Origin of the sequence: Methyloceanibacter sp. (genome assembly GCF_050999895.1) — a bacterium.
Classification (GTDB): Bacteria; Pseudomonadota; Alphaproteobacteria; order Rhizobiales; family Methyloligellaceae; genus Methyloceanibacter.
On record NZ_JBPCOU010000072.1, the window covers coordinates 1 to 21,735 of the forward strand.

17 protein-coding genes and 1 pseudogene are annotated in these 21,735 nt (G+C 63.4%); 9 read left to right on the top strand and 9 right to left on the bottom strand.

Annotated features, from left to right (window positions below):
- A partial coding sequence (gene carB / locus ACR2J1_RS07995; RefSeq protein WP_434018803.1) for a carbamoyl-phosphate synthase large subunit occupies positions 1-2,176 on the bottom strand: 2,176 nt, incomplete at its 3' end.
- 176 nt (positions 2,177-2,352) lie between these two features.
- Between carB and ACR2J1_RS08000 the strand changes: the two genes are divergently transcribed.
- Positions 2,353-3,570 carry a YihY/virulence factor BrkB family protein gene (locus ACR2J1_RS08000; RefSeq protein ID WP_434018804.1) on the top strand — a complete coding sequence of 406 codons (1,218 nt, stop codon included), beginning with the start codon at positions 2,353-2,355 and terminating at the stop codon, positions 3,568-3,570.
- 21 nt (positions 3,571-3,591) lie between these two features.
- On the opposite strand, the gene carA is transcribed toward ACR2J1_RS08000, so the two are convergent.
- A complete protein-coding gene (gene carA, locus ACR2J1_RS08005) occupies positions 3,592-4,824 on the bottom strand; it encodes a glutamine-hydrolyzing carbamoyl-phosphate synthase small subunit (protein WP_434018818.1) in 1,233 nt (410 codons plus the stop codon).
- A gap of 241 nt (positions 4,825-5,065) precedes the next feature.
- Between carA and ACR2J1_RS08010 the strand changes: the two genes are divergently transcribed.
- On the top strand, positions 5,066-5,515 hold the full coding sequence (locus ACR2J1_RS08010; protein WP_434018819.1) for a GatB/YqeY domain-containing protein: 450 nt from the start codon (positions 5,066-5,068) through the stop codon (positions 5,513-5,515).
- Positions 5,516-5,642: 127 nt separating this feature from the next.
- Here ACR2J1_RS08010 and ACR2J1_RS08015 read toward each other — a convergent pair whose 3' ends face one another.
- Complete coding sequence (locus ACR2J1_RS08015) at positions 5,643-5,906, bottom strand: hypothetical protein (protein WP_434018805.1); 264 nt, start codon at positions 5,904-5,906, stop codon at positions 5,643-5,645.
- A 249-nt stretch (positions 5,907-6,155) separates the two neighbouring features.
- Here ACR2J1_RS08015 and ACR2J1_RS08020 point away from each other — a divergent pair, with 249 nt between their 5' ends.
- From ACR2J1_RS08020 to ACR2J1_RS08040, 5 genes are all read left to right on the top strand, one after another.
- Entirely contained in the window at positions 6,156-6,557 is a 402-nt protein-coding gene (locus ACR2J1_RS08020; RefSeq protein WP_434018806.1) for a hypothetical protein, read from the top strand.
- 221 nt (positions 6,558-6,778) lie between these two features.
- On the top strand, positions 6,779-8,674 hold the full coding sequence (gene dnaG / locus ACR2J1_RS08025) for a DNA primase (RefSeq protein ID WP_434018807.1): 1,896 nt from the start codon (positions 6,779-6,781) through the stop codon (positions 8,672-8,674).
- Positions 8,675-9,142: 468 nt separating this feature from the next.
- On the top strand, positions 9,143-11,173 hold the full coding sequence (gene rpoD / locus ACR2J1_RS08030) for an RNA polymerase sigma factor RpoD (RefSeq protein ID WP_434018808.1): 2,031 nt from the start codon (positions 9,143-9,145) through the stop codon (positions 11,171-11,173).
- A gap of 854 nt (positions 11,174-12,027) precedes the next feature.
- The gene (locus ACR2J1_RS08035; protein WP_434018809.1) at positions 12,028-12,306 is read left to right on the top strand and encodes a glycine zipper domain-containing protein; all 279 of its coding nucleotides are present in this window, start codon (positions 12,028-12,030) and stop codon (positions 12,304-12,306) included.
- A 73-nt stretch (positions 12,307-12,379) separates the two neighbouring features.
- The gene (locus ACR2J1_RS08040; RefSeq protein ID WP_434018810.1) at positions 12,380-12,637 is read left to right on the top strand and encodes a hypothetical protein; all 258 of its coding nucleotides are present in this window, start codon (positions 12,380-12,382) and stop codon (positions 12,635-12,637) included.
- A gap of 697 nt (positions 12,638-13,334) precedes the next feature.
- Here ACR2J1_RS08040 and ACR2J1_RS08045 read toward each other — a convergent pair.
- Complete coding sequence (locus tag ACR2J1_RS08045) at positions 13,335-13,616, bottom strand: hypothetical protein (protein WP_434018811.1); 282 nt, start codon at positions 13,614-13,616, stop codon at positions 13,335-13,337.
- An 835-nt stretch (positions 13,617-14,451) separates the two neighbouring features.
- Between ACR2J1_RS08045 and ACR2J1_RS08050 the strand changes: the two genes are divergently transcribed.
- Positions 14,452-14,685, top strand: coding sequence for a hypothetical protein (locus ACR2J1_RS08050; RefSeq protein ID WP_434018812.1), 234 nt, complete (start codon positions 14,452-14,454; stop codon positions 14,683-14,685).
- A 2-nt stretch (positions 14,686-14,687) separates the two neighbouring features.
- On the opposite strand, the pseudogene ACR2J1_RS08055 reads toward ACR2J1_RS08050, so the two are convergent.
- A pseudogene (locus ACR2J1_RS08055) lies at positions 14,688-14,998 on the bottom strand (hypothetical protein).
- Positions 14,999-15,135: 137 nt separating this feature from the next.
- Between ACR2J1_RS08055 and panD the strand changes: the two are divergent.
- Complete coding sequence (panD, locus tag ACR2J1_RS08060) at positions 15,136-15,492, top strand: aspartate 1-decarboxylase (RefSeq protein ID WP_434018813.1); 357 nt, start codon at positions 15,136-15,138, stop codon at positions 15,490-15,492.
- Between the two features lie 29 nt (positions 15,493-15,521).
- Here the strand turns inward: panD and ACR2J1_RS08065 are convergent, their stop codons facing one another.
- The 4 genes from ACR2J1_RS08065 to ACR2J1_RS08080 all read right to left on the bottom strand — a co-directional run.
- A complete protein-coding gene (locus ACR2J1_RS08065; RefSeq protein WP_434018814.1) occupies positions 15,522-17,585 on the bottom strand; it encodes a protein-L-isoaspartate(D-aspartate) O-methyltransferase in 2,064 nt (687 codons plus the stop codon).
- Positions 17,586-17,673: 88 nt separating this feature from the next.
- A complete protein-coding gene (locus ACR2J1_RS08070) occupies positions 17,674-19,851 on the bottom strand; it encodes an amylo-alpha-1,6-glucosidase (RefSeq protein ID WP_434018815.1) in 2,178 nt (725 codons plus the stop codon).
- A gap of 45 nt (positions 19,852-19,896) precedes the next feature.
- Positions 19,897-21,042, bottom strand: a complete 1,146-nt coding sequence (locus ACR2J1_RS08075) for a glycosyltransferase family 4 protein (protein ID WP_434018816.1) — start codon at positions 21,040-21,042, stop codon at positions 19,897-19,899.
- Between the two features lie 175 nt (positions 21,043-21,217).
- A partial coding sequence (locus ACR2J1_RS08080) for an SIMPL domain-containing protein (protein WP_434018817.1) occupies positions 21,218-21,735 on the bottom strand: 518 nt, incomplete at its 5' end.

Sequence of the window (21,735 nt, forward strand, 5' to 3'; positions counted from 1 at the left end):
GCGATGTCCCGATAATCGGAACACCCGCCTCATGTAGCCGATCAGCAAGGTTAAGCGGAGTTTGCCCACCAAATTGCACGATTACGCCGTCCGGTTTTTCGACCTCGACGATGTTCATTACGTCCTCAAAGGTCAGCGGCTCGAAATACAAACGATCTGACGTATCGTAATCGGTCGAAACCGTCTCGGGATTGCAGTTGACCATGATGGTCTCGTAGCCGGTGGCCGACAGAGCGAAGGCCGCGTGGCAGCAGCAATAATCGAATTCAATGCCTTGCCCGATGCGGTTGGGCCCGCCGCCGAGAATGATGATCTTTTCCGCAGCCGTTGGCCGCGACTCGCATTGCGGCGGTCCGGCGAACCCGGTCTCGTATGTGGAATACATATAGGCGGTTGGCGATGCGAACTCCGCGGCGCAAGTGTCGATGCGCTTGAAGACCGGATGCACGTCGAGCGACCGGCGGAGTGCAGAGACCTCGCTCGCATCGCATCCCGAAAGCGTCGCCAGCCGCTCGTCGGAATAGCCCATCGCCTTCAACGCGCGGAGCTGTGAAGCTTGTTGTGGGAGACCGTGCTCGCGGACGCGTGCCTCCATGTCGATGATGCCCTGCAACTGGTCGATGAACCAGGGATCGATGTTGCAGGAATCGTAAATCTGTTCGTGGTCGACGCCGAGCCGGAGCGCTTGTGCGACTTTCAACAGCCGGTCGGGCGAGGGCGTGCCGAGCGCGGCGCGGATCACGTTCTTGTCGTCGCCTTGGCCGAGCCCCTCGAACATCACGTCGTCGACGCCGGTCAACCCCGTCTCCAGCGACCGCAGCGCCTTTTGCAGCGACTCAGGGAAGGTGCGGCCGATGGCCATCGCCTCGCCAACCGATTTCATCGAGGTGGTGAGCACGGGTTTCGAGCCCGGAAACTTCTCGAACGCGAAACGCGGGACCTTCGTCACGACGTAATCGATGCTCGGCTCGAAGCTTGCGGGCGTCGCACCGCCGGTGATGTCGTTGGCAAGCTCATCGAGCGTGTAGCCCACGGCAAGCTTGGCTGCGATCTTGGCGATGGGAAAGCCCGTCGCCTTCGACGCCAGCGCCGAGGAGCGTGACACGCGCGGGTTCATCTCGATAACCACGAGACGTCCATCCGCGGGGTTCACCGCGAACTGCACGTTGGAGCCTCCGGTTTCCACGCCGATCTCGCGCAGCACCGCGATCGAGGCGTTGCGCATGATCTGATATTCTTTGTCTGTCAGCGTCAGCGCCGGCGCCACGGTGATGGAGTCGCCGGTATGCACGCCCATCGGGTCGATATTCTCGATGGAGCAGATGATGATGCAGTTATCGTCCTTGTCGCGGACGACCTCCATCTCATACTCCTTCCAGCCGAGCACCGACTCTTCGATCAGCACCTCGCACGTTGGCGAGGCATCGAGCCCGCGCTCGATGATTTCGAGAAACTCTTCGCGGTTATAGGCGACTCCGCCGCCCAGCCCGCCAAGCGTGAAGGACGGACGGATGATCGCGGGCAGGCCGATATCGCCGATGGCCTCCAGCGCTTCGATCAGCCCTTTCTCCACGTAGCGCCGCCGCCGCTCGACTTCGCTGCCGGCCCATTGTGCGTCGAACACGTCGAGTGCGCGCGCCCGCTCGTCGGGGTCCGCGATCGAGGCCTCGATGCGCGCGACCTCATTCTTGTATTTCTCGCGGTCGGCGCGTTTGAGCGATGCCGCATCGGCGAGACGGGAGCGCGGCGTCTCCAGCCCGATCACGGCCATGGCCTCGCGGAACAGCTCGCGATCCTCGGCCTTGTCGATGACCTCGGCGCGGGCGCCGATCATCTCGACGCCGTATTTCTTCAGCACGCCGGACCGGTGCAGGCTGAGCGCGGTATTGAGCCCGGTCTGCCCGCCCATGGTCGGCAACAGCGCGTCGGGCCGCTCCTTATCGATGATCTTGGCGACGAATTCCGGCGTGATCGGCTCGATATAGGTCGCGTCGGCGACGCCCGGGTCCGTCATGATCGTTGCCGGGTTCGAGTTCACCAGCACGATGCGATAGCCCTCTTCTTTCAGGGCCTTGCAGGCTTGGGTGCCGGAATAATCGAACTCGCAAGCCTGGCCGATCACGATCGGTCCGGCCCCGATGATCAGGATGGACTTGATATCTGTGCGTTTGGGCATGAAAGACTTGGCTCAGGCCCCCGAAAGACGCGTTGTTTGGGTTCGTCGAGAGCCGGGTGGGGTCTTAGACCAGATCGTCCCGCGATGGAAGCGAGGCCGTGAAAGGGCCGCGTTACCGCGCGCCTGCAACTTACCGGCGTCCTGGGGGTTACCACCCAAACACACCGCGCTGGATCATGGCTGCCAACCGACACGCTCCGAACACGCCGCTCTGGCTCGATCTCCTCCTAGGCGCCGGCTTTGTCGGCTTGGCCTATGGCGTGGATCGTGTGATCGGCACCTATCGTGCCGGTCCCAACCGCAACGCAAGCCAGCACCATGACGGCGTTGGTCTGCTGAACGGAGATCGCCACGTCCGGGAGGATTTCGCTGCTGCGGACGGCGAAGGGGCCATCGCCATGCGTCCCTCCCAGGAACCGGACCACCTTCAGGACGCGCGCGCCGCCGATCGCGGCCGCGGCCGCCGCGCCGCCAACCCGGCGCAGATCCCAGTCAAGGGTTGGAAGGACATCCTCTGGCGGACCTACAATCAGATCGGTGAGGATCGTCTTCTCGCCGTCGCAGCCGGCGCCGTCTTCTATATGCTGCTGGCGCTGTTCCCCGCCGTCACCGCGCTCGTATCGCTGTACGGCCTTTTCACCGATCCCAGCGTGATCAACGAGCACTTGTCGCTTCTCGGCGGCGTCATGCCCGGCGGCGCCATCGACATCGTGCGCGAACAGGTGACCCGCCTGACCGAGACCGGCAAAAACGCGCTCGGCTTCGGCTTTCTCTTCGGTCTGCTGCTCGCCTTGTGGAGCGCCAATGCAGGCATCAAGGCCATCATCGACGCCCTCAATGTCGTCTATGACGAGCGCGAGAAGCGGAGCTTCATCAAGCTCACCCTCGTCGCTTTCGCCTTCACCATCGGCGCACTCGTGTTCGTCCTCCTGGCGCTCGCCGGCATTGTGATCCTGCCGCTCGTCCTCGCCTGGACCGGCTACGAGACCCGCGCCGGAGAGATCGTCTCGCTGCTGCGCTGGCCGGCGCTGCTCGTCATCGTCATGCTGTGGCTCGCGGTCCTGTACCGCTGTGCCCCGAGCCGCGAGCGCGCGCGTTGGAGCTGGCTCAGCGTCGGCAGCATCTTTGCCGCCCTGGCTTGGCTCGGCGGCTCGGCGCTGTTCTCCTGGTACCTCTCAAACTTCGCCGATTACGATGCCACTTACGGCTCGCTCGGCGCGGCGATCGGCCTGATGATGTGGCTGTGGCTGTCGGTGAGCGTCATTTTGGTCGGCGGCGAGCTCAACGCCGAGATGGAGCATCAGACGGCGCACGACAGCACGGTCGGCGCGGGCAAGCCGATGGGCGCGCGCGGCGCCGTGATGGCCGATACCGTCGGCGAGGCCGCGCGCTGAAATCTCTTTCGACGCTGCGGTTCAGTCTTCCGACCGTTCCTTCGCCTGCTCCATGCAGTCCACGAAGCGCCCGAAGAGGTAATGGCTGTCTTGCGGGCCCGGGGACGCTTCCGGGTGATATTGCACCGAGAACACGGGCTTGCCTTTGACCTTTAATCCGGCATTGGAGCCGTCGAACAGCGACACATGGGTCTCCTCGACGGTCTCCGGCAGGCTGTCGCGGTCGACCGCAAAACCGTGATTCATGGAGGTGATCTCGACCTTGGCGGTTGTGAAATCCTTCACCGGATGGTTCGCGCCGTGATGGCCCTGATGCATCTTGCGCGTCGTCCCGCCGAGCGCCAGCCCTAGCATCTGATGCCCGAGACAGATGCCGAACAGCGGCAATCCGGACTCCACGAGCTTCTTGATTTCCGGCACGGCATAGACGCCGGTGGCCGCCGGGTCGCCCGGACCGTTGGACAGGAACACGCCGTCCGGCTTCCGCTCAAGAATCTCTTCCGCCGTTGCCGTTGCAGGCACGATGGTGAGGCGGCAGCCCGCCGTGGCTAGCTCGCGCAGAATATTGCGCTTCAGCCCGTAATCTATGGCGACGACATGGAAGCGCGCGGCACCCCCGCGCCCGTACCCATCGCCCCACTGCCACTCCGTCTCGTCCCAGTCATAGCTCTGGCCGCAGGTCACGTCCTTGGCGAGGTCGAGGCCGAGCATGGCAGGACACGCGGCCGCCTCGCGCTTCAGCGCGTCGAGATCGAATCTGCCGTCGGGGGCGTGCGCGATCACGGCATTGAGCATGCCCTTCTCGCGGATGAGGCCGGTCAGCGCGCGTGTGTCGACCCCGGTCAGCGCGATGATGCCGCGCGCCTTCAGCCAATCGTCGAAGCCTTGGCTCGCGCGATAATTGGAAGGCTGCGTAATCTCGGTGCGCAGCACGCAGCCGCGCACGCCGGAGGACGCGGCGAGGTTCGTCGTCTCGATGTCTTCATTGTTGGCGCCGACATTGCCGATATGCGGAAACGTGAAGGTGATGATCTGCCCGGCATAAGACGGGTCGGTCAGGATTTCCTGATAGCCGGTCATGGCGGTGTTGAAGCAGACTTCGCCCACGGCATGGCCGACAGCGCCCGCGCCGCGGCCCTCGATCACGGTGCCGTCGGCGAGCACGAGGAGCGCCGTCGGCGCCTCTTCGGCCCAACCTTTCGTGGCGCGCCCTTGCGCGCTCACCTGCTCGTCATTGTCAGGATGCTCGGTCATCGTCTTCATCTGATGCTCGTGTGGCGTGCTTAAAGGTCGGGTGCGCGGGCCCCGGCGTCAAGGATGGCGGCGAACTGACGGTAAGCCAAAATCTCTTAGGCCACGGGCGCTTGCGGGTCAATGCGTCTCTCCAAAATTATCCTGTGATTACAGCAGATTAGAGGGGCGCAATCGCTTGCCTACGAATCGTCGGTGAACTAGTTTGGAAGCTTCCTTCTTTCCCTCGCACAAGCTCATCCAAATGCGCGACACCATCAACGCCGCCTTGAAAGTGGCGACCAAGGCGCAGGACAAGCGCCGCGTCTCGACGCTGCGCATGGTCAGCGCCGCGATCAAGGATCGCGACATCGCCGCGCGCGGCACTGGCAAGGGCGAAGCGAGCGACGCCGAGCTGCTCGATCTCTTGGCGAAGATGATCAAGCAGCGCGAGGAGTCGCAGAAGATCTATGCGGATGCCGGACGCGCCGAGCTTGCCGCGCAGGAACGCGAGGAGATCGCGATCATCCGCGAGTTCCTGCCCGCGCAGCTTTTCGGCGCAGACATTGACAAGGCCGTGGCCGATGCGGTCGCGGAGGCGGGCGCCATGAGCGTGAAGGACATGGGCAAGGTCATGGCGGTGCTGAAGGCCCGCTATGCCGGCCAGATGGATTTCGGCAAGGCCGGCGCGCTCGTCAAAGCGAAGCTCGGCTAATTCCCTTCCTCATTCCGGACGCTAGGCGCCACGAGCCGAAGGCTCTTGAGCAGCGAGACTTTCGATCCGGAATCCAGAACGCGCTCTGTGCAATGTTGCTAGATCCGGGCTTTCGCCGGGATGACGCTTATTCCTGCGGCCCACTGACTGGGCTACGCGCCGTCTTTCGGAGTGCGCTGCCGCAGCAGGGAAAAGCGACCAGACCGCCGACCGCGAGCAGCACGATGCCTGCCAGCCAAGACCACAGCGTCCAATACCAATAGATCAGCGCAACGCCGGTGACAGGTGCGGTTGCGCCGAGCACCACTTCGGACACATCGATGTCGAGAACCCACCACAGGATCGCGGCGAGCGCGACCAGCGCCACCAGCAGGACGATGATGACGGCCATGCGAAATTCCCTCAGCCCATTCTGCTGTCACGCCGCGTTGTTTAAATGAAACAGCGCGCCGCATCATCGGAAAATCCAATCGTCATTCGCGTTTCTACTGCGGCGGGTGGCCCCGCGTCCTTTTGTCTTCGCACTGCAACATGGTTTCGTCACTGCACTGCAATATTGATTGGGCTTCTGATATCGCGCTGCAGCATGTGAGAGGTGGTCTCTTTGGCGGCAGCCGACACTGACAACTGGAGGCCCACCATGACTCTACGATCTTCCTCAATTCTCGGTCTGACGGCGCTTGCGACGCTTGTCGCGCTTGGCGCCGCATTGTCGGCCTCGGCCGACGAGCCGCGTTCCAATTTTGGCCCCGTCGGTCCGTCCGAGCCGATCCTTGCCAAGATCGGCACGCAACGCGTCATCGCGTTCTATAAGCCCGAAGCTGGCCGCTGCGCGGTTATGGCCGTGGTTTGGGGTGACCTCGACGCCAAGGTGCCTTATGCCTCGACCCGCATACGGATCGATCTGAAGCCGGGCGAGATGGTTCGTCTCGATGCGGCCGAGAAGCAGTCGATGAACCTGCTCTGCGGTGCCGACGCCTCGACGCTTGCGGTTGTCGCTCCTCCCGAGCTGATCCGCACCGGTGCCCTTAACACCGACTAAGCCGGCCGCTGCCTTCGCAGCGACAAGGACCTGAGCGAAGGCCCTCCTTATTCGGGAGGGCCTTTTCGTTTGCCGACCCGTGGGTCGTGGCTCGTCTTGTCCGGCGATCCACGACTGGCCGGCGGGCAACTCGGGTTCCGCATTTGTTCGCAATCGGTGAATAATGGTAATGACGGCAAATCCGCCGCGCGGCGCCCCACCTAAAGGCCCACTGTGCACTTATGAAATTCCCTGATTCGTTCCTGGACGAGATTCGCGCGCGGTTGCCTGTTTCCCAGGTCGTCTCCCGCCGCGTGCCGCTGAAGCGTGCCGGCCGCGAATGGAAGGGCCTGTCGCCCTTCAACAAGGAGAAAACCCCGTCCTTCACCGTCAACGATCAGAAGGGCTTCTATCACTGCTTCTCCTCAGGCAAGCACGGCGACATTTTCGGTTTCCTCATGGAGACGGAGGGGGTGTCGTTCCCGGAAGCGGTGGAGCGGCTCGCAGGTGACGCGGGCGTGCCGATGCCGAAGCCGGACCCGCAATTCGAGCGCGTCGCACGCGAGCGCCTTGGCCTGCGCGACGCCGTCGAGGCGGTCGCCGTCTATTTCGAGGAGCAGCTGCGGACAGCCGAGGGCAGGGAGGCGCTCGCCTATGCGCAAGCGCGCGGCCTCTCTCCGGCGACCCTCAAGGAATTCAGGATCGGCTATGCGCCGCAGTCGCGCGAAACGCTGAAGACGGCGCTGCTGAAGAAAGGTTTCACCGAGGCGCAGCTTCTCGAAGCGGGACTCCTCATCAAGCCGGATGACGGCCGCCCCTCTTATGACCGTTTCCGCAAGCGCCTCACCATTCCCATCACCGATACGCGCGGCCATGTCATCGCCTTCGGCGCCCGCGCGCTCGATAGCGCGAGCGAGCCCAAATATCTGAACTCGCCGGAGACCAAGCTCTTCGACAAAGGCTCGACCGTCTTCAATTTCGCGCGCGCACGCAAAGGCGCCTTCGATCGTGGCGAGGTCATCGTGGTCGAGGGCTATATGGACGTCATTGCCCTGCATCAGGCAGGATTCGATAATGTCGTCGCGACGCTTGGGACCGCATTCACCGAGCGGCAGATGGAGCAGCTCTGGCTGCTCGCGCCGGAGCCCATTGTCTGTTTCGACGGTGACAAGGCGGGCGAGGCCGCCGCCGCGCGTGCCATCGACCGCATGTTGCCGACCTTGCGCGAGGGACATTCCTTCCGCTTCGCCTTTCTGCCGCAAGGCTCAGACCCCGACGATCTCGTGCGCAATGAAGGGAAGGGCGCGCTCGCGGCGATCCTCAATGGCGCCAGCCCCCTGATCGACGTGGTCTGGCAGCGCGAGCGCCAGGCCTCGCCCATCGACACGCCGGAGCGCCGCGCCGCGCTCGAGGAGCGGCTGGAGCATCTGATCGCCGAGATCGGCGCCGCGCGCGTGAAGGATCACTATCGGAAGGAGATTCGCAACCGCCTCTTCGCCCTTTGGCGTGAGCTCGGCACCCGGCAGCCCCGCCCTGGCAAGACGCAAGGGACTTCACAGGCGACGCGGCCGCCGTCCTCCTACGGCTTCGTCACGACCATCATCCTCTGCCTCCTCCGCCACCCCTGGCTGCTCGACCACTTCGCCGAGGAGGTTGCATCCCTGCACATCAAACAGCGGGCGCTCGCCGAGCTTCTCAGCCTCATGACCCGCTGCATTTTCGATCATCCGGGAATCACCCCCGATTCTCTCGCCGAAGCGCTGAAGGCGACGACGCATGCGAAGCTCGTGGAGAAGCTCTCCACCGACAGCGCCTTCATGCGTCTGTCCTTCTTGCAGGCGGACACACCGCGCGCCGAGGTCGAGGAGGCGTTTTCGGATTTGCTCTTCCGCTGGAATGCGTTGCCGACCCTCCAGCGCGAGATCGAGGAAATGGCCGATCAGCTCTCCGAGGCCTCGGAAGCCGAGTTCGAGCAGTTCGCGATGCTTCAGCAGCAACTGGCCAATAACGGCGTCCGCCATACCGACAATACCGACGACAGCGAGTATGCGCGGCGCTTCCAGGAGACGATTGCCAGGCTGAAAGCCGAGAATATTGGGGGGCATCGCGGGCGTCGCAGCCAGCGGCAGGCGGACTGAGATAGACCGGCCTCCCTCTTGCAGTTTCCCGCCGTAAGAGCTAGCGCGTTGGGAGGCGGGAAATCATGGAAGTCAAGCGCTCCCGCGGGCTTGACAGGGGCTTGCGCCTTCGCCAATTCCCTGAATGGGACGCTCAGGATCGGGCCTTGCAGCCGCCGGCGTACCGAGCCTCGCGATGGGCGCGTTTTTTGCGTGGAGGCAAAGGCGGGGGCGGAGCGTGAAACGCATCAGCACCTTGCGCCGGAGAGTTCTCCATTCGCCGCGTCCGGACCGAATGTATTGGGGAGTGACAGTCGACCCGGGACGGACGCCTGTGTCTCGTGACCGGCCCGGAATGGATGTCGAAGTCATGCTTAATTGACGGTTAAGGGATGCCCCCGTTAATCGCTAAGGACTGAGAAGGGCGGGCAACGCGCTCCAGCGACCGACCCAGAGGCGCGTCAGGCAAGACGCTTCGGAGTATACCGCATGGCAACGAAGACCGCTGAAGCCGAGGATCAGGAACAGACGCCGGAGACCCCGCACGATGGTCCGGTCCTCGACATGTCGGATGCGGCAGTCAAGAAGCTGATCAAGACTGCCAAAGCCCGCGGCTTCGTCACCTATGACGAGCTGAACGAGGTGCTCCCGTCGGAGGAGGTTTCCTCCGAGCAGATCGAAGACACCATGTCCATGCTGTCGGACATGGGCATCAACGTCATCGACACCGACGAGGCGGAAGAGGCCGAGACCGAGGCCGGCACCGAGGTGACGAAAGTCGTCGCCGCGCCGCAAGCCATCGTCAAACCCGAACGCGCCGAGCCGTCCGAGCGCACCGACGATCCCGTGCGCATGTATCTGCGCGAGATGGGCACCGTCGAGCTTCTGTCGCGCGAGGGCGAGATCGCCATCGCCAAGCGCATCGAGGCCGGCCGCGAGGCCATGATTGCGGGGCTTTGCGAGAGCCCGCTTACCTTTCAGGCCATCATCATCTGGCGCGACGAGCTGAACGAAGGCAAGGTTCTGCTGCGCGACATCATCGATCTCGAAGCCACCTATCAGGGCCCTGACGCCAAGCCCGTGGCCTCCCAGCCGCTGCCCGGCGAGGCCAATGGCGACGGCACCCATGTGAACGGCGACGCCACCGCCGCCCCGGGCACCGCCCCGCAACAGCCCGCCGGGGCCAAAAGCGACGACGAGGAAGAGGAAGCCCCCCCGGAAGAATTCGACGACGACGACGACGATCTGAACTCCTTGTCGCTTGCCGCCATGGAGGCCGAGCTCAAGCCCAAAGTGCTCGAGACCTTTGACGCCATCGCCACCAACTACAAGAAACTCCGCAAGCTCCAGGATCAGGTCGTCGAGCGCGCGCTTCGCGCCGATAGTCTCTCCACCGGCCAGGAGAAACGCTACAAGGTCCTGAAGGACGAGATCGTCGCCGAGATCAAGTCGCTCTCCCTGAACGCGAACCGCATCGAGAGCCTGGTCGAGACCCTCTACCACATCAACAAGAAGCTGCTCGGCTATGAAGGCCGCATGCTCCGCCTCGCCGAGAGCTATGGCGTGCAGCGCGAGGACTTCCTCGGCGAGTATCAGGGCAACGAGCTCGACCCCAACTGGATGCGCCGCGTCGGCCGGCTGAAGAAGAAGGGCTGGACCGAATACGTCCATGACGAGCGCGGCATCATCAAGGACATCCGCCAGGAGATCCATACGCTGGCCGCCGAGACCGGCCTTGAGATTTCCGAGTTCCGCCGCATCGTGCATATCGTGCAGAAGGGCGAGCGCGAGGCGCGCCAGGCGAAGAAGGAGATGGTCGAAGCCAATCTCCGCCTCGTCATTTCCATCGCCAAGAAATACACGAACCGCGGCCTGCAATTCCTTGATTTGATTCAGGAAGGCAATATCGGCTTGATGAAGGCGGTCGATAAGTTCGAATATCGCCGCGGCTATAAGTTCTCCACCTACGCCACGTGGTGGATCCGGCAGGCCATCACCCGCTCCATTGCGGATCAAGCAAGAACCATCCGCATTCCCGTGCACATGATCGAGACCATCAACAAGATCGTGCGCACCTCGCGCCAGATGCTGCACGAGATCGGCCGCGAGCCGACGCCCGAAGAGCTCGCCGAGAAATTGGCGATGCCGCTCGAGAAGGTGCGCAAGGTTCTAAAGATCGCCAAGGAGCCGATCTCACTCGAGACGCCGATCGGCGACGAGGAAGATTCCTATCTCGGCGATTTCATCGAGGACAAGAACGCGGTGCTGCCGATCGACGCCGCGATCCAGTCCAACTTACGCGAGACGACGACGCGCGTGCTCGCATCCCTCACGCCGCGCGAGGAACGCGTGCTCCGCATGCGCTTCGGCATCGGCATGAACACCGACCACACGCTGGAAGAGGTCGGCCAGCAATTCTCCGTCACCCGTGAGCGCATCCGCCAGATCGAGGCCAAGGCGCTCAGAAAACTCAAACATCCGTCTCGATCCAGAAAACTTCGGAGTTTTCTGGATAACTAGCGCAAGCCTTTAGCCCCCGGACTTGATCCGGGGGTCAAACATCCCTCGCGCAGCCGGAAACTCCGCTCCTTCCTCGACAACTAATCGCCGTCATCCTGAGGTGCGCGCCTCGGCTGATTTGTTAACGCTGCGCAACAACCTGATTGGGTCGATACTGCGACAGCGACTAATGCTGTCAAAACAACAGCATCCCCCCGCGCTACGGCCTTTTCAAGCAACAAGCGCAGTACTTCGTTGTCTAGATCGCTTTGAGAATAGAAGAGCTTCGCGATAGCACTAGGTTCTTCATCTGAGTTGAGCCACCGCAGGATTAGCGCCCGCAACTCCAATTTCAGCGGTCCATCCAAAGGCCACTCATTAGGGGTATAATACCCGTCACACTTTAAGTCTCCGAATTGTCCCGGCTTCCAAGGTTGAAAGTCCTCCCGCCATAAAACGATGGCGGCATGCACGAAGAAATCTTCGAATGCACTTTTCTTTCAAGCAAAGCATTCTTAAGCAGTAACGGTAGGAGTACCTGATCAGCTGCGGCATCGCGCAACATGCTCGTGCTAGCCCTCATCCAGAACCGCCTCATTAAGTGTGGAAGTCACCGATTAATCCAGCACAATGGCAGGACGTCCGAACTGTCGTTAAGAGAATAGGGGAGGAATAGCCCCCTTGCCCCCGCCACACTCCCGGCCAACCATAGGCCATGATGCTCGCGTCTGAGCGTCCCACCGATATCGGCGAGGTGATCATCACGTAGGGCATCGCCTTCCTGTCATCTAAAAGGAACATCCCGAGACTCCCTGCGTTCTCCTGTTCCCTATGCCGCGCCGGCCCTTGCTGGCCGCAATGAAAAGGACAGTGAGATGAGCCAATCCAACCAAGCCAACCAAGCCTATCGCCAAGCCGCCAATTCCCCCGCCGGGCGTCAGGCCGCCCAGACCGCGAAGAATGTCGGCGACGATGTCAACGACCTTGCCGGCGAGATGTCCGACATGGCCGCGAAGCAATATGCCCGCGCCGAAGCCTATGCGGTCGATTCCATCGACCAGGCCGGTTCCGCCATCAAGGCCAATCCCTGGATCGCCGTGGGTATCGCGGTCGGCCTCGGCTTCCTCTTCGGCGCGCTGTCCGGCCGCCGCTAGCGCCCGCGCAGTCTTGACCTTATGGTGCGGCCGCGCGGTCCTCGTGCGGCCGCGTCTTTGCGGGGGGGGAATCATGTTCAAAGCCTGGATGACGTTTGCCTTCGATGCCGCGCGCCTCGGCGCCGAGACGCAGTCGGTCATTGCGCTCCGCATGATGCGGCTCGCGCAAGGCGGGTCTGGCGCGCAGCGAGAGGCGCAGCTGATGCTGACGGAGAAGAATCTCGCTTTCGCCGAAGCGATGGGCACGCTCGCCGTCGGCGGCTCGCTGCAGAAGGTCATGCGGCGCTATCGCAGCCATGTCCGCGCCAATCGAAGCCGCCTGACGCGCTGATCTCCCTCTCCCCGTGGGGAGAGGGTAGGGTGAGGGGGCGGCAACGCGAAAAACTTATCCCCGCCCTCCAAACCTCCCTTACAATCCGCATCACCTCGTCCACTGAGGGGCGCATTCATGAGGCGTCGTGAAGCGGGACGGGGTGCGGTGCCCGCGGGTGGTTTTTCGCAAGGATCACGCTCGGGCGGCGCCGGGGCTCCGCCCGGGTCCACTATGAGGCCCCGCCAGGAGCTGGCTGACGATCCGAGGGTCCACGCCAAACGCGAGCCGTGCCTCTTCCCAGAAAGAGGTCTCGCAAGACTTGATACGGTAAGCGGGAGATCTCGGACTAAAGCGCGGCCCGGCGACCGAAAAATCTGCCGCGAAGAAGCATGCGCTTCACGTTTGAAGCTTAGGCGCATTTCAGTTGCGCTGACGCTTCGCTGCTGATGCGCATGTGGCGCGCCGGACGGCGCCCGCCGCGATCCCCGCAAAGGTTCGCGGACGCTACAAGATTGCGCCTTTCGGCGCGCCATCTCCTCGAACCTAGCCGGCGCCGCCGGGGGGAAATTTTCGCTGCGCGCAACCGCGCTCGTCACTCCGGCGGTCGTCGGCGGAGCTCAAAAAAGGACTTCACCTCCGAAGGGAAATCCCTCCGAGGGTGAAAAGGAAAGCGCCGCTCAAGGAGTCGCGAAACGCGACGCCCGTTGCGAAACGCTTAGTCCTCCATGCCGTCGCGCTTCAGCTCGTCGGTCTCGACGTCGTCGGTCGAGCTCGGAGCAGGCGTGGCGGCAGGCGGGGTGCTGGTGGTCGCGCCTTCAGGGGACGGCAACTTGTTCTCGTCCATGTCGATCGCGTCGTTCTCGCTGGTCGCGTCGTCGACGACGTTGATGAGAAGCGAGGCATCGTCGGCAGGCGGGGCCACGGGGGCGGCCTGGGCAACGCCGGCGAAAAGCATCACGGTAAACAGCGCAACAGTGGTCCGAACAGGCAGGTTCATTACGTTCTCCGTTGCCGCCCGCTCAGAACCCCTCTGGCCTGACGCATCGGGCAGCGCGGGGTAACCATGCACACCCGGTCTCAAAACGAGCTTAGAGCCGCGCTCGCAAATTGCCGCAAATTTGAACGATGCGAATCTTATCCCCGTGCGGGTGCGTGCCCGTAGAATGCAGCGCAAGGCAGACGACGCGAGGCCGATCGTCAGCGGCGTCCCCACCTCCGCTATAAAAAGACCCCCGGGGGGGCCCGGGGGTCGAAGAGTGGCAAACGGAGAGAGAGAAACGGGGAATCAGTACTGCTCGGTGGGTCCGCCCGGCCAGTCGCCGTCGTAAAGCGCGTCGGGATCGTCGTCATAGAAGGCGCCTGGTGCTGTGACATAGGGCGCGGCCCAAGGCTGCGCGGCGCGGCCGTAATCGTAGGCGTCCGCCGCGAAGGGGCGTCCGTCGAAGCCGCGCGCAAGCGTGAAAAGATCGCCGGCGCATCGAGCGGCGCGAGCGGGGCGGCATTGGCGGCGCCGAACGGGGCGCCGAGTGCGAAGACGAAGATCGCGGCCTTCGCCTTGAGGCTGAGATACATGGCATGGCTCCTTGGCTTCCGGCTTGAGGGTGCCGGGGTTGACGTGAGGCGAGGATGGCTGATGCCCCTCTAGGAATCGTCAGCACGGGGCCCACAATGCCTTGCGAATTCTCAGAGAAAGTTGGCGATGGCGTTCAGCCTATTGTTGAGCCACCCCCGTAAGCCTCGCGCTTGCCGGCTGTTCGGGCCGCTTCGTCGCATGCAACCCCTTGGCCCGCCCGGTGTTTCCTCTTTGAACCAAAACGTGAGGATGGGCCGAGATGAGACTGTGGCAATGGGTGCGCGGTAAGCGCGGGCTTGGCAGAAGTGGCGTCAAGCGCACGCGCAATGCGGTAGAGAGCGCCAAGGACCAGTGGCAGGAGGATGGCGGCCGCGGCGATCAGGACTATTACCATGTGCCTGGCGCGGAGAATCCGGACCGCGCCGACCCGCCGACCCTCGACGGCGGCACGATGCCAAAGCCTGGCAAACCCCGCCGTTCCGAACGGACCTGAGATCAGCCGGGGGCGGAGCCGGGCGGTTGCGCGGGATAGGTCGGGCCCGGATGCAGGAAGGTCATGGTCACATAGGCGCCGATGAACGAACCGGCCGCCGCGAACACCACGTAGAACCAGTGATTGGTGTAGCTGATGACGGCAAACGACGAGAGCAGGTACCAGATGCTGCTCCAGCTCGCGGCCGGCAGCCGGCGGCGTTTCACCACGGCATTGGTAAAGGGCACATAGACGGCGTCGCTAGACTAAGGGCCGTCGCGGCGACCACCGCCACCGCGATGAGGGGATTGATGTCGAGAGTGATGTCCGGCATGTTCGGGTCCTTCGTTTGCTCGGCGCACCATAACCCGAACCTGCCAGGCGCGGCGTTACGTTGCACCAGGCCGTGGCTTGTCTTATATGCGCGCATGAAATGCCGCGTTCAGCCGGCGCTTTTGTGAAGGAACGGCGATGATTTTGACCATGCTGAAGGCGAAGCTCCACCGCGGCACGGTGACCGGCGCCGATCTCGATTACGAAGGCTCGATTGCCATCGATCGGGATCTGCTCGACGCCTCCGGTATCCTGCCGCATGAGCAGGTGGATGTGCTCAACATCCATTCTGGCGCGCGCTTCACCACCTACGCCATCGAGGCCCCCCAGGGCACCCGCGGTATTGCAGTGAACGGCGCCGCGGCCCGCCTGGTGCAGACGGGCGACAAGGTCATCATCGTCGCCTATTGCCAGATCCCAGCTGAGGAAGCCCGCAACTATCGCCCCACTGTTGTGATGCTAGGCGAGGGCAACGCGGTCGACGCCATCCGCTAGGCGTCACTTGCCTCTCAGTTGAAAGAAACTCAGAGACCGAACGGATAGGTATCGTCCGCCCCTTTAGCCGGTGCGACAGCCTGCGCGGCGACGGCCTCGGTTTCCTCAAACCAGATCCAGGCGTCGAACTGCCGCGACATCTCGGCCTGGACATAATGTGACAGCAACTCGCTTTCCGGCCGATAGATCACGCCGATCGCACGCTCGAGAAAGGGCTCTGCCAGCTCCGCGCGCACCGACGGCTTCTGCCCTGATCCCAAGTCGAGGAAGAAGGCAGCAATGCCGGCGTCTCGCGAGCGGCCTTCATAGGAGTCCTCGCGGGCAGGACGGACGCGTTTGATCTCCATGGGCGCGTTCCAATCGGAGGCGGCGGCGACAGTCCCGCGATCCGTGCCGAAGCCGATCAGCGCAGCCTCCTCGCCGAAACGCTGCCGCGCGAGCTGCCCGATATTATGCTCGCCGCGCACCTGGCCCATCTCGGTGAACTTCGCGTTGCCGATATGAGAATTATGCGCCCAGACCACCGCTTTGGCATGGGGCCCGCGCTGGACGAGCAGACGTTCAAGCGTGTCGAACATATGCTGGTCGCGTAGGTTCCAGGACACCGCCCCGCCATAATACATGACGCGGTAATACTGCTCCGCCGCCGCGACGACACGCGCGTTCTGCTCGGCGTTGAAGAAGGCGTCGCCGTCCCTGCCGAGATAATCGAGGCGCTTGCGCAGGAGGTCGAGCAGGGCGTCGGTAACAGGCTTCTCACACACCGCAAAGCCGCGGTTGAGCGCCATGTGGCCGTATCGCGCCGGCTCCGCACGCCATGGCGCGAGGCACCCGTACCGCTCCCGCGCGGTGCGCGCGGCCTCGGGATCGATCCCGCCAAGATAGGCGAGCACGGCCTCGATGGAAGCGCTAAGACTATACACATCCAGCCCGTAGAACCCGGCTTTCCGCTCCGGATCGTCCACGGCGCTATTGATCGCCCGCAGCCGGTTCAGAAAAGCGGCCACTTGCCCGTTGCGCCACATCCAGGTCGGGAAGCGCGTGAAAGCAGTCTCTGGTACCGCCGGTCGTGGTAGCCCGCGCACATAGGCGTCGTACCCCGCCGCGTCCGGCCAATCGGCTTCGACCGCGACAATGTTGAAGCCGTGATGGGTCACCAGCATCTCGGTGATGCGAGCGCGGGCATCGTAGAATTGCGCGGTACCGTGGGTGGCTTCGCCGAGAAGCACCAAGCGCCGGTCGGCGAAGCGTTCGGCGAGACCTGCAAGCTCGTCGAGATCGCCGAACGGCTCGGCATGCTCCGCGATGAGCCGGCTCAAGCCGGTCCGGATTGACTTTGCCCGCTGCGCCGGCAGCAGGAGGCCGGTCGCAAAGCTTGCATCCTGGGCGTCGACGGGGGCTTCGGTTTTTTGCTCCGTGTCCTTCCAGCCTTCCTCGCCGATAAGCGGCACGAAGGCGACGGCGCCAAAATCCTCCTCGTCGAACTCGTCTTCGCCGAGTCGGCGCACGCGCAGCAGCGTCTGATGGTGACCTCGGCCAACGGGAATAACCAGCCTGCCGCCGATGGCGAGCTGCTGCTTCAGCGTCTCCGGAACCTGCGGCCCGCCGGCGGATACGATGATGGCGTTGAACGGAGCTTTGTCGGGCAGTCCCACCGTGCCGTCGGCGCAAATGATCTCGGTGTTGCCGTAGCTGAGCCGACTCAGCCGATCCTTCGCTTGATCCGCCAGCAGCCTGTGGCGCTCAATGGCATAAACCTCGCCCGCGATCCTGCTCGTCACGGCCGCGGCATAGCCGGAGCCTGCGCCGACCTCGAGCACCTTGTCGCCCTTACTGAGCTCGGCGAGTTCCAGCATGCGGGCGACGATGTAAGGCTGGGAGATGGTCTGCCCCGCCTCGATGGGAAGCGCGGAATCTTCGTAGGCAAACTCTTGCAGAGGTGTGGCGATGAAGGCCTCGCGCGGCACCCGCTCCATGGCCGTGAGCACGAGGGGATCGGAGATGCCGCGCGCACGCAAATGCCGGTCGACCATGGTGGCGCGGTCACGAGCATAATGATCATCCGGCGGCAGGTTTGGGGCATTTTGAGCCATAGCTCTAAAACTATCGGAAGGCCGAGTGGTTCGGCTTTGATATGAATCAGGAAATGAAACTTGGGCGCGCTAAGGCTTCCCGCTCAGCCTAGGCCAGGCTTTCCAGCCTCACGTCTCCCTGCACGTCGCTGAGCGCTACAGCGATCAAGTCCCGCTCGCGGCGGAAGTGCAGGCTGGCTTGGCCGCTGCCGACCGTGAGATCCCCGATCGCGACATGATCGAGCCAGGGCGGCAGGCAGGGCTTCGAAACATGGATAACACCTGCTTTGGCGTCGATGTCGATGCCGAGACACGCTTGCAGTAGCAGAAACACCGCGCCGCTCGCCCAGGCCTGCGGCGTACACGCGGAGGGATAGGCGACGGGGCCTTCTCCCGAGCGGCGCCTGAACCCGCAAAAGAGTTCGGGCAGGCGAAACGCCGGGAACCGGCAGGCAGCATCGAACAGGCCGGTGAAGATGCGTGCCGCCGCATCGGTCATGCCGTAGCGGGCGAGGCCCGCGGCCACGACGGCACAGTCATGCGGCCAGATCGTACCGTTGTGATAGGACATGGGATTGTAAAGGCTCGAGCCGGCGGCGACCGTGCGCACGCCCCAGCCGCTGAAGAGATCTTGGCTCATCAGATCGCGACCGACGCGAATGGCTTTCGCCTTGTCGGCGACACCGCAAAACAGCACATGGCCGGCATTCGAGGTGCGGATCGTGCAGGGGCGCTTGGCCCCGTCGAGCGCGATGGCGTAGGTCCCGATCTCGTCCGACCAAAAGCGTCTGTCGAGATTTCCCTCCAGCCGATCGGCCGCGTCTTTCATGCGCGTTGCGACATCGGCCTCGCCCAGAGCGTCGGCAATCTCGGCAGCAGCGCGCTTCGCCGCGACGACATAGGCCTGCACCTCGACGAGCGCGATGGCGCCCGCGGCACAGCTGCCGTCGGCGTGGAAGATGGAGTCGTCGGAGTCCTTCCAGCCTTGATTCTGCAACCCGCCGGGATCGCTGCGGCGATACTCGACAAAGCCGTCGTCGTCGGCGTCGCCAAACGTGTCAATCCACTCGAGCGCCGCGCGGACCGCCGGCCAGATGCTGCGGCAGAATTCCACGTCATTGGTGCGGCGCAGATAGGCACCTGCCAGCATGACGAAAAGAGGCGTGGTGTCGACGCCGCCATAATAGCGCCCGAACGGGACCTCCCGCAGCGCCGCCATCTCACCTTTGCGGGTCTCGTGCATGATCTTGCCGGGCTCGGCCTCCTGGAACGAGGATTGCTCTGCAGCCTGCACCGTGCCGAGAAAGGAGAGCACGCCGCGCGCGAGCGACGGGTTGATCCACAGCGCCTGCAACGCGGTCATGACGGCGTCGCGCCCGAATGGAACGCTGAACCAGGGAATGCCGGCATAAGGATAGGGGCCGGTCTCCAGTTCGGTAATCAAAAGCGAGAGATCCGCGGCCGCGCGTCCGACCCAGCCGTCGAAGGCGGTATTCGACGTCTTGACCCGATCGAGCGCGTGGATGTGCCGTCGTGCCTCGCGCTTGCTGGCTTTTAGCGCGGCGAAGAAGGCGCCGCGGCTTGGCATCGTCATGTCGCCGTCGCTTGCGATCGTCATGAGGATGTGCCGGCTCGCACCCGGCTTCAAATCGACGGGGATGATGATGCGCCGGCCCCTGATCGCCACGGGCGCCGAGAAGCTGATTGCGGTGGTGCGCATCTGCTCGTCAAGGCCGCGATAAGACAGCGTGAGGCAGTTCCCCTCGGCGCAAGGCTGCATGGCATCGCCGCGCCTTGGCCTGACCGCCCCTCTGATCTCGAACACATCGCGGAAATCGGCGTCGGCGTCCAAGGTGAGGTCGAAGGTGACGTCGTCGGCCGAATAATTGCGCACGAGCAGGGCTTCGTAGAGCTTCCGCTGCCACAGCAGCCTGCGGCGCAAGAGATGGATCTGCGCGCGCGGGACGATGCGGTTGCGGCGGTCCTGAAAGGGGGGATTGGTGAGATGCGCGGTGAACACGACATTGTCGCGCCCAATATCGCCACTTAAGAGCTCGGGCGCGGCGCCGTTCATGCGCAGGACGAGCTGGGAGAGGATACGGGTATCGTCCTGGAACAGCCCGTCGGCGCCGATGCTGGGGCCGACAGCATGGAGATGGCCGTAGAAATCGCCGCGCGCGTCGAACACCGCGAAAAGGTCGTCGTGTTTCAGGACATGCAGCAGACCGCCCTGCGCAAGCGCGGGCTCAGACGATTCGAAAACGGCCGCTGCTATGTCTTCGCCCATGGCTTGGGGGCTTACGCTTACCGGGCTCACTTCCGCAAGCGCAAACTATGCCGCGGCCCCGGTTGCGAGCCTCCGGGCAGGCCGCTCCTTTGCTCCACCGTCGACGCGGGTCAGCACAACGATATCGTCGTCCGGTGCGAGGTGATGCGGCGCGGCCCCCGCGCTGAGGACGCTTTCGTACGCGGCCTCATAGCCGGCGGCCATGACCTCGATGCTGAAGCGCCGCTCGAAGGAGGCGCGGACCACCGCGCGATCGATGGTTGAGAGCCGCGCAACGGCGTTTGCCGCCTCGTCGACACTTTCCACGACAAAACCGGTTGCACAGTCCTCGATGACCTCGGCGACGGACCCGCGGTTGAACGCAATGACGGGCGTCCCGCAGGCCATGGCCTCGATCATGACGAGGCCGAACGGCTCGGGCCAGTTGATGGGAAAGAGCAGGCTGAGCGCGTTGCCGAGAAATTCTGATTTCTGCGCGTCGTTGATCTCACCGATAAACTCGACATTGGTGGCGTGCTTCAGCAGCGGCTCGATAACATTCTCGAAATAGCCGCGATCGGCGAAATCGACTTTGGCGGCAATGCGGAGCGGGAGGCCTGCGCGCGCGGCAATCGCGATCGCCCTGTCGACGCCCTTCTCCGGCGCAATGCGTCCGAGGAATGCGAGGTAGCCGCCTTTGGCTTCAGGCGAGAATCTGTAGAGGTCGATTGGATAGCCATGATGGATTGTGCGGACCCAGTTTAGATGCGGCAGGGGGCGGCGCTGGCTGTATGAGATCGAGATCAGCGGATAGTCCGGATAGAGCGCATAGAGCCGCGGCAGGTCTTTCACGTCTTGGCGGCCATGCAGCGTCGTCAAAGTACGGTCTGCGATGTCGCTGAAAATCGGAAAGTGATGACAGTCGAGATGGAAATGGAGAATGTCGAACTCATGCGCGCGCCTGCGGACTTCCGTCAGCATGGAAAGATGTGCCGGGAGGTCCCAGGAGACATCCTCGCTGTCGAGGCGGAGCGCCACGTCGCGGCAGGGTACGAGGTTGGCGAGCGTGGTGCTGTCGCCGCTCGCGAACAGGGTGACATCATGACCACGCCGCACGAGCTCGTCGCTCAAATGGGCAACCACACGCTCGGTGCCACCATAGAGCTTAGGCGGCACAGATTCGTATAACGGGGCGATTTGGGCGATCCGCATCATCCGCTTCCTAGCGCAATCAACACTGAAAAAGCTAACAGCGGCGCAGGGGTTCCGGTTCCGGTCCCCCAAGCCACGTCCACAGAATAGCGTGACCTCGCTTAAGGCCGCGCCTCCCCTCGCCGGACGTCGTCAACGCTTCGTTGCCAGGGTGTTGGCGAACAACCGACGTATTTTACTTGATCTCCCACGTGACGCGAAGTCGCACTTCGACCGTCGTGGTGCCGGCCTCGATGGGGACCGATTTCGCCATTTCCATCGCCGCGGGCGCGGCCGCGTAGCGGGGGATGTAGCCGCCGTCTTCCTCAGCCACGGTGAGGACGGGACCGAGTGCGACGCCCGCGGCTTGCGCGTACAGCTTCGCGTTCTCGATGGCGTTGCGCATTGCATCCTTCCGTGCCTCATCTTTGAGCACTTCTGGTTCAGACACGCCAAACTCGATTGAGCCGATCTCGTTCGCACCGACCGTCACCACCTTGTCGAGGATGGCGCCGAGCTTGCCGGTGTCGTGGACGATGATGCGGACTGAGTTCGTCACCCGGTAGCCGACCAGCACCGGCGCGCGGCCTTCTTTCTTTTGGTCGTAGACCGGCGTCACCGCGAAATTCACGGTCTGGATGTCCTTGGCCTCGATGCCGTCGCTTTTGAGAGTTTCGACGATCTCGGTCATGGCCTTGGTGTTTTTGTCCAAGG

Excerpts from the sequence above, each read along its gene's own strand:
- ACR2J1_RS08000 (WP_434018804.1), top strand. The coding sequence starts at position 2,353 with ATGGCTGCCAACCGACACGCTCCGAACACGCCGCTCTGGCTCGATCTC.
- carA (WP_434018818.1), bottom strand. The coding sequence starts at position 4,824 with ATGACCGAGCATCCTGACAATGACGAGCAGGTGAGCGCGCAAGGGCGC.
- ACR2J1_RS08010 (WP_434018819.1), top strand. The coding sequence starts at position 5,066 with ATGCGCGACACCATCAACGCCGCCTTGAAAGTGGCGACCAAGGCGCAG.
- ACR2J1_RS08015 (WP_434018805.1), bottom strand. The coding sequence starts at position 5,906 with ATGGCCGTCATCATCGTCCTGCTGGTGGCGCTGGTCGCGCTCGCCGCG.
- ACR2J1_RS08020 (WP_434018806.1), top strand. The coding sequence starts at position 6,156 with ATGACTCTACGATCTTCCTCAATTCTCGGTCTGACGGCGCTTGCGACG.
- dnaG (WP_434018807.1), top strand. The coding sequence starts at position 6,779 with ATGAAATTCCCTGATTCGTTCCTGGACGAGATTCGCGCGCGGTTGCCT.
- rpoD (WP_434018808.1), top strand. The coding sequence starts at position 9,143 with ATGGCAACGAAGACCGCTGAAGCCGAGGATCAGGAACAGACGCCGGAG.
- ACR2J1_RS08035 (WP_434018809.1), top strand. The coding sequence starts at position 12,028 with ATGAGCCAATCCAACCAAGCCAACCAAGCCTATCGCCAAGCCGCCAAT.
- ACR2J1_RS08040 (WP_434018810.1), top strand. The coding sequence starts at position 12,380 with ATGTTCAAAGCCTGGATGACGTTTGCCTTCGATGCCGCGCGCCTCGGC.
- ACR2J1_RS08045 (WP_434018811.1), bottom strand. The coding sequence starts at position 13,616 with ATGAACCTGCCTGTTCGGACCACTGTTGCGCTGTTTACCGTGATGCTT.
- ACR2J1_RS08050 (WP_434018812.1), top strand. The coding sequence starts at position 14,452 with ATGAGACTGTGGCAATGGGTGCGCGGTAAGCGCGGGCTTGGCAGAAGT.
- panD (WP_434018813.1), top strand. The coding sequence starts at position 15,136 with ATGATTTTGACCATGCTGAAGGCGAAGCTCCACCGCGGCACGGTGACC.
- ACR2J1_RS08065 (WP_434018814.1), bottom strand. The coding sequence starts at position 17,585 with ATGGCTCAAAATGCCCCAAACCTGCCGCCGGATGATCATTATGCTCGT.
- ACR2J1_RS08070 (WP_434018815.1), bottom strand. The coding sequence starts at position 19,851 with ATGGGCGAAGACATAGCAGCGGCCGTTTTCGAATCGTCTGAGCCCGCG.
- ACR2J1_RS08075 (WP_434018816.1), bottom strand. The coding sequence starts at position 21,042 with ATGCGGATCGCCCAAATCGCCCCGTTATACGAATCTGTGCCGCCTAAG.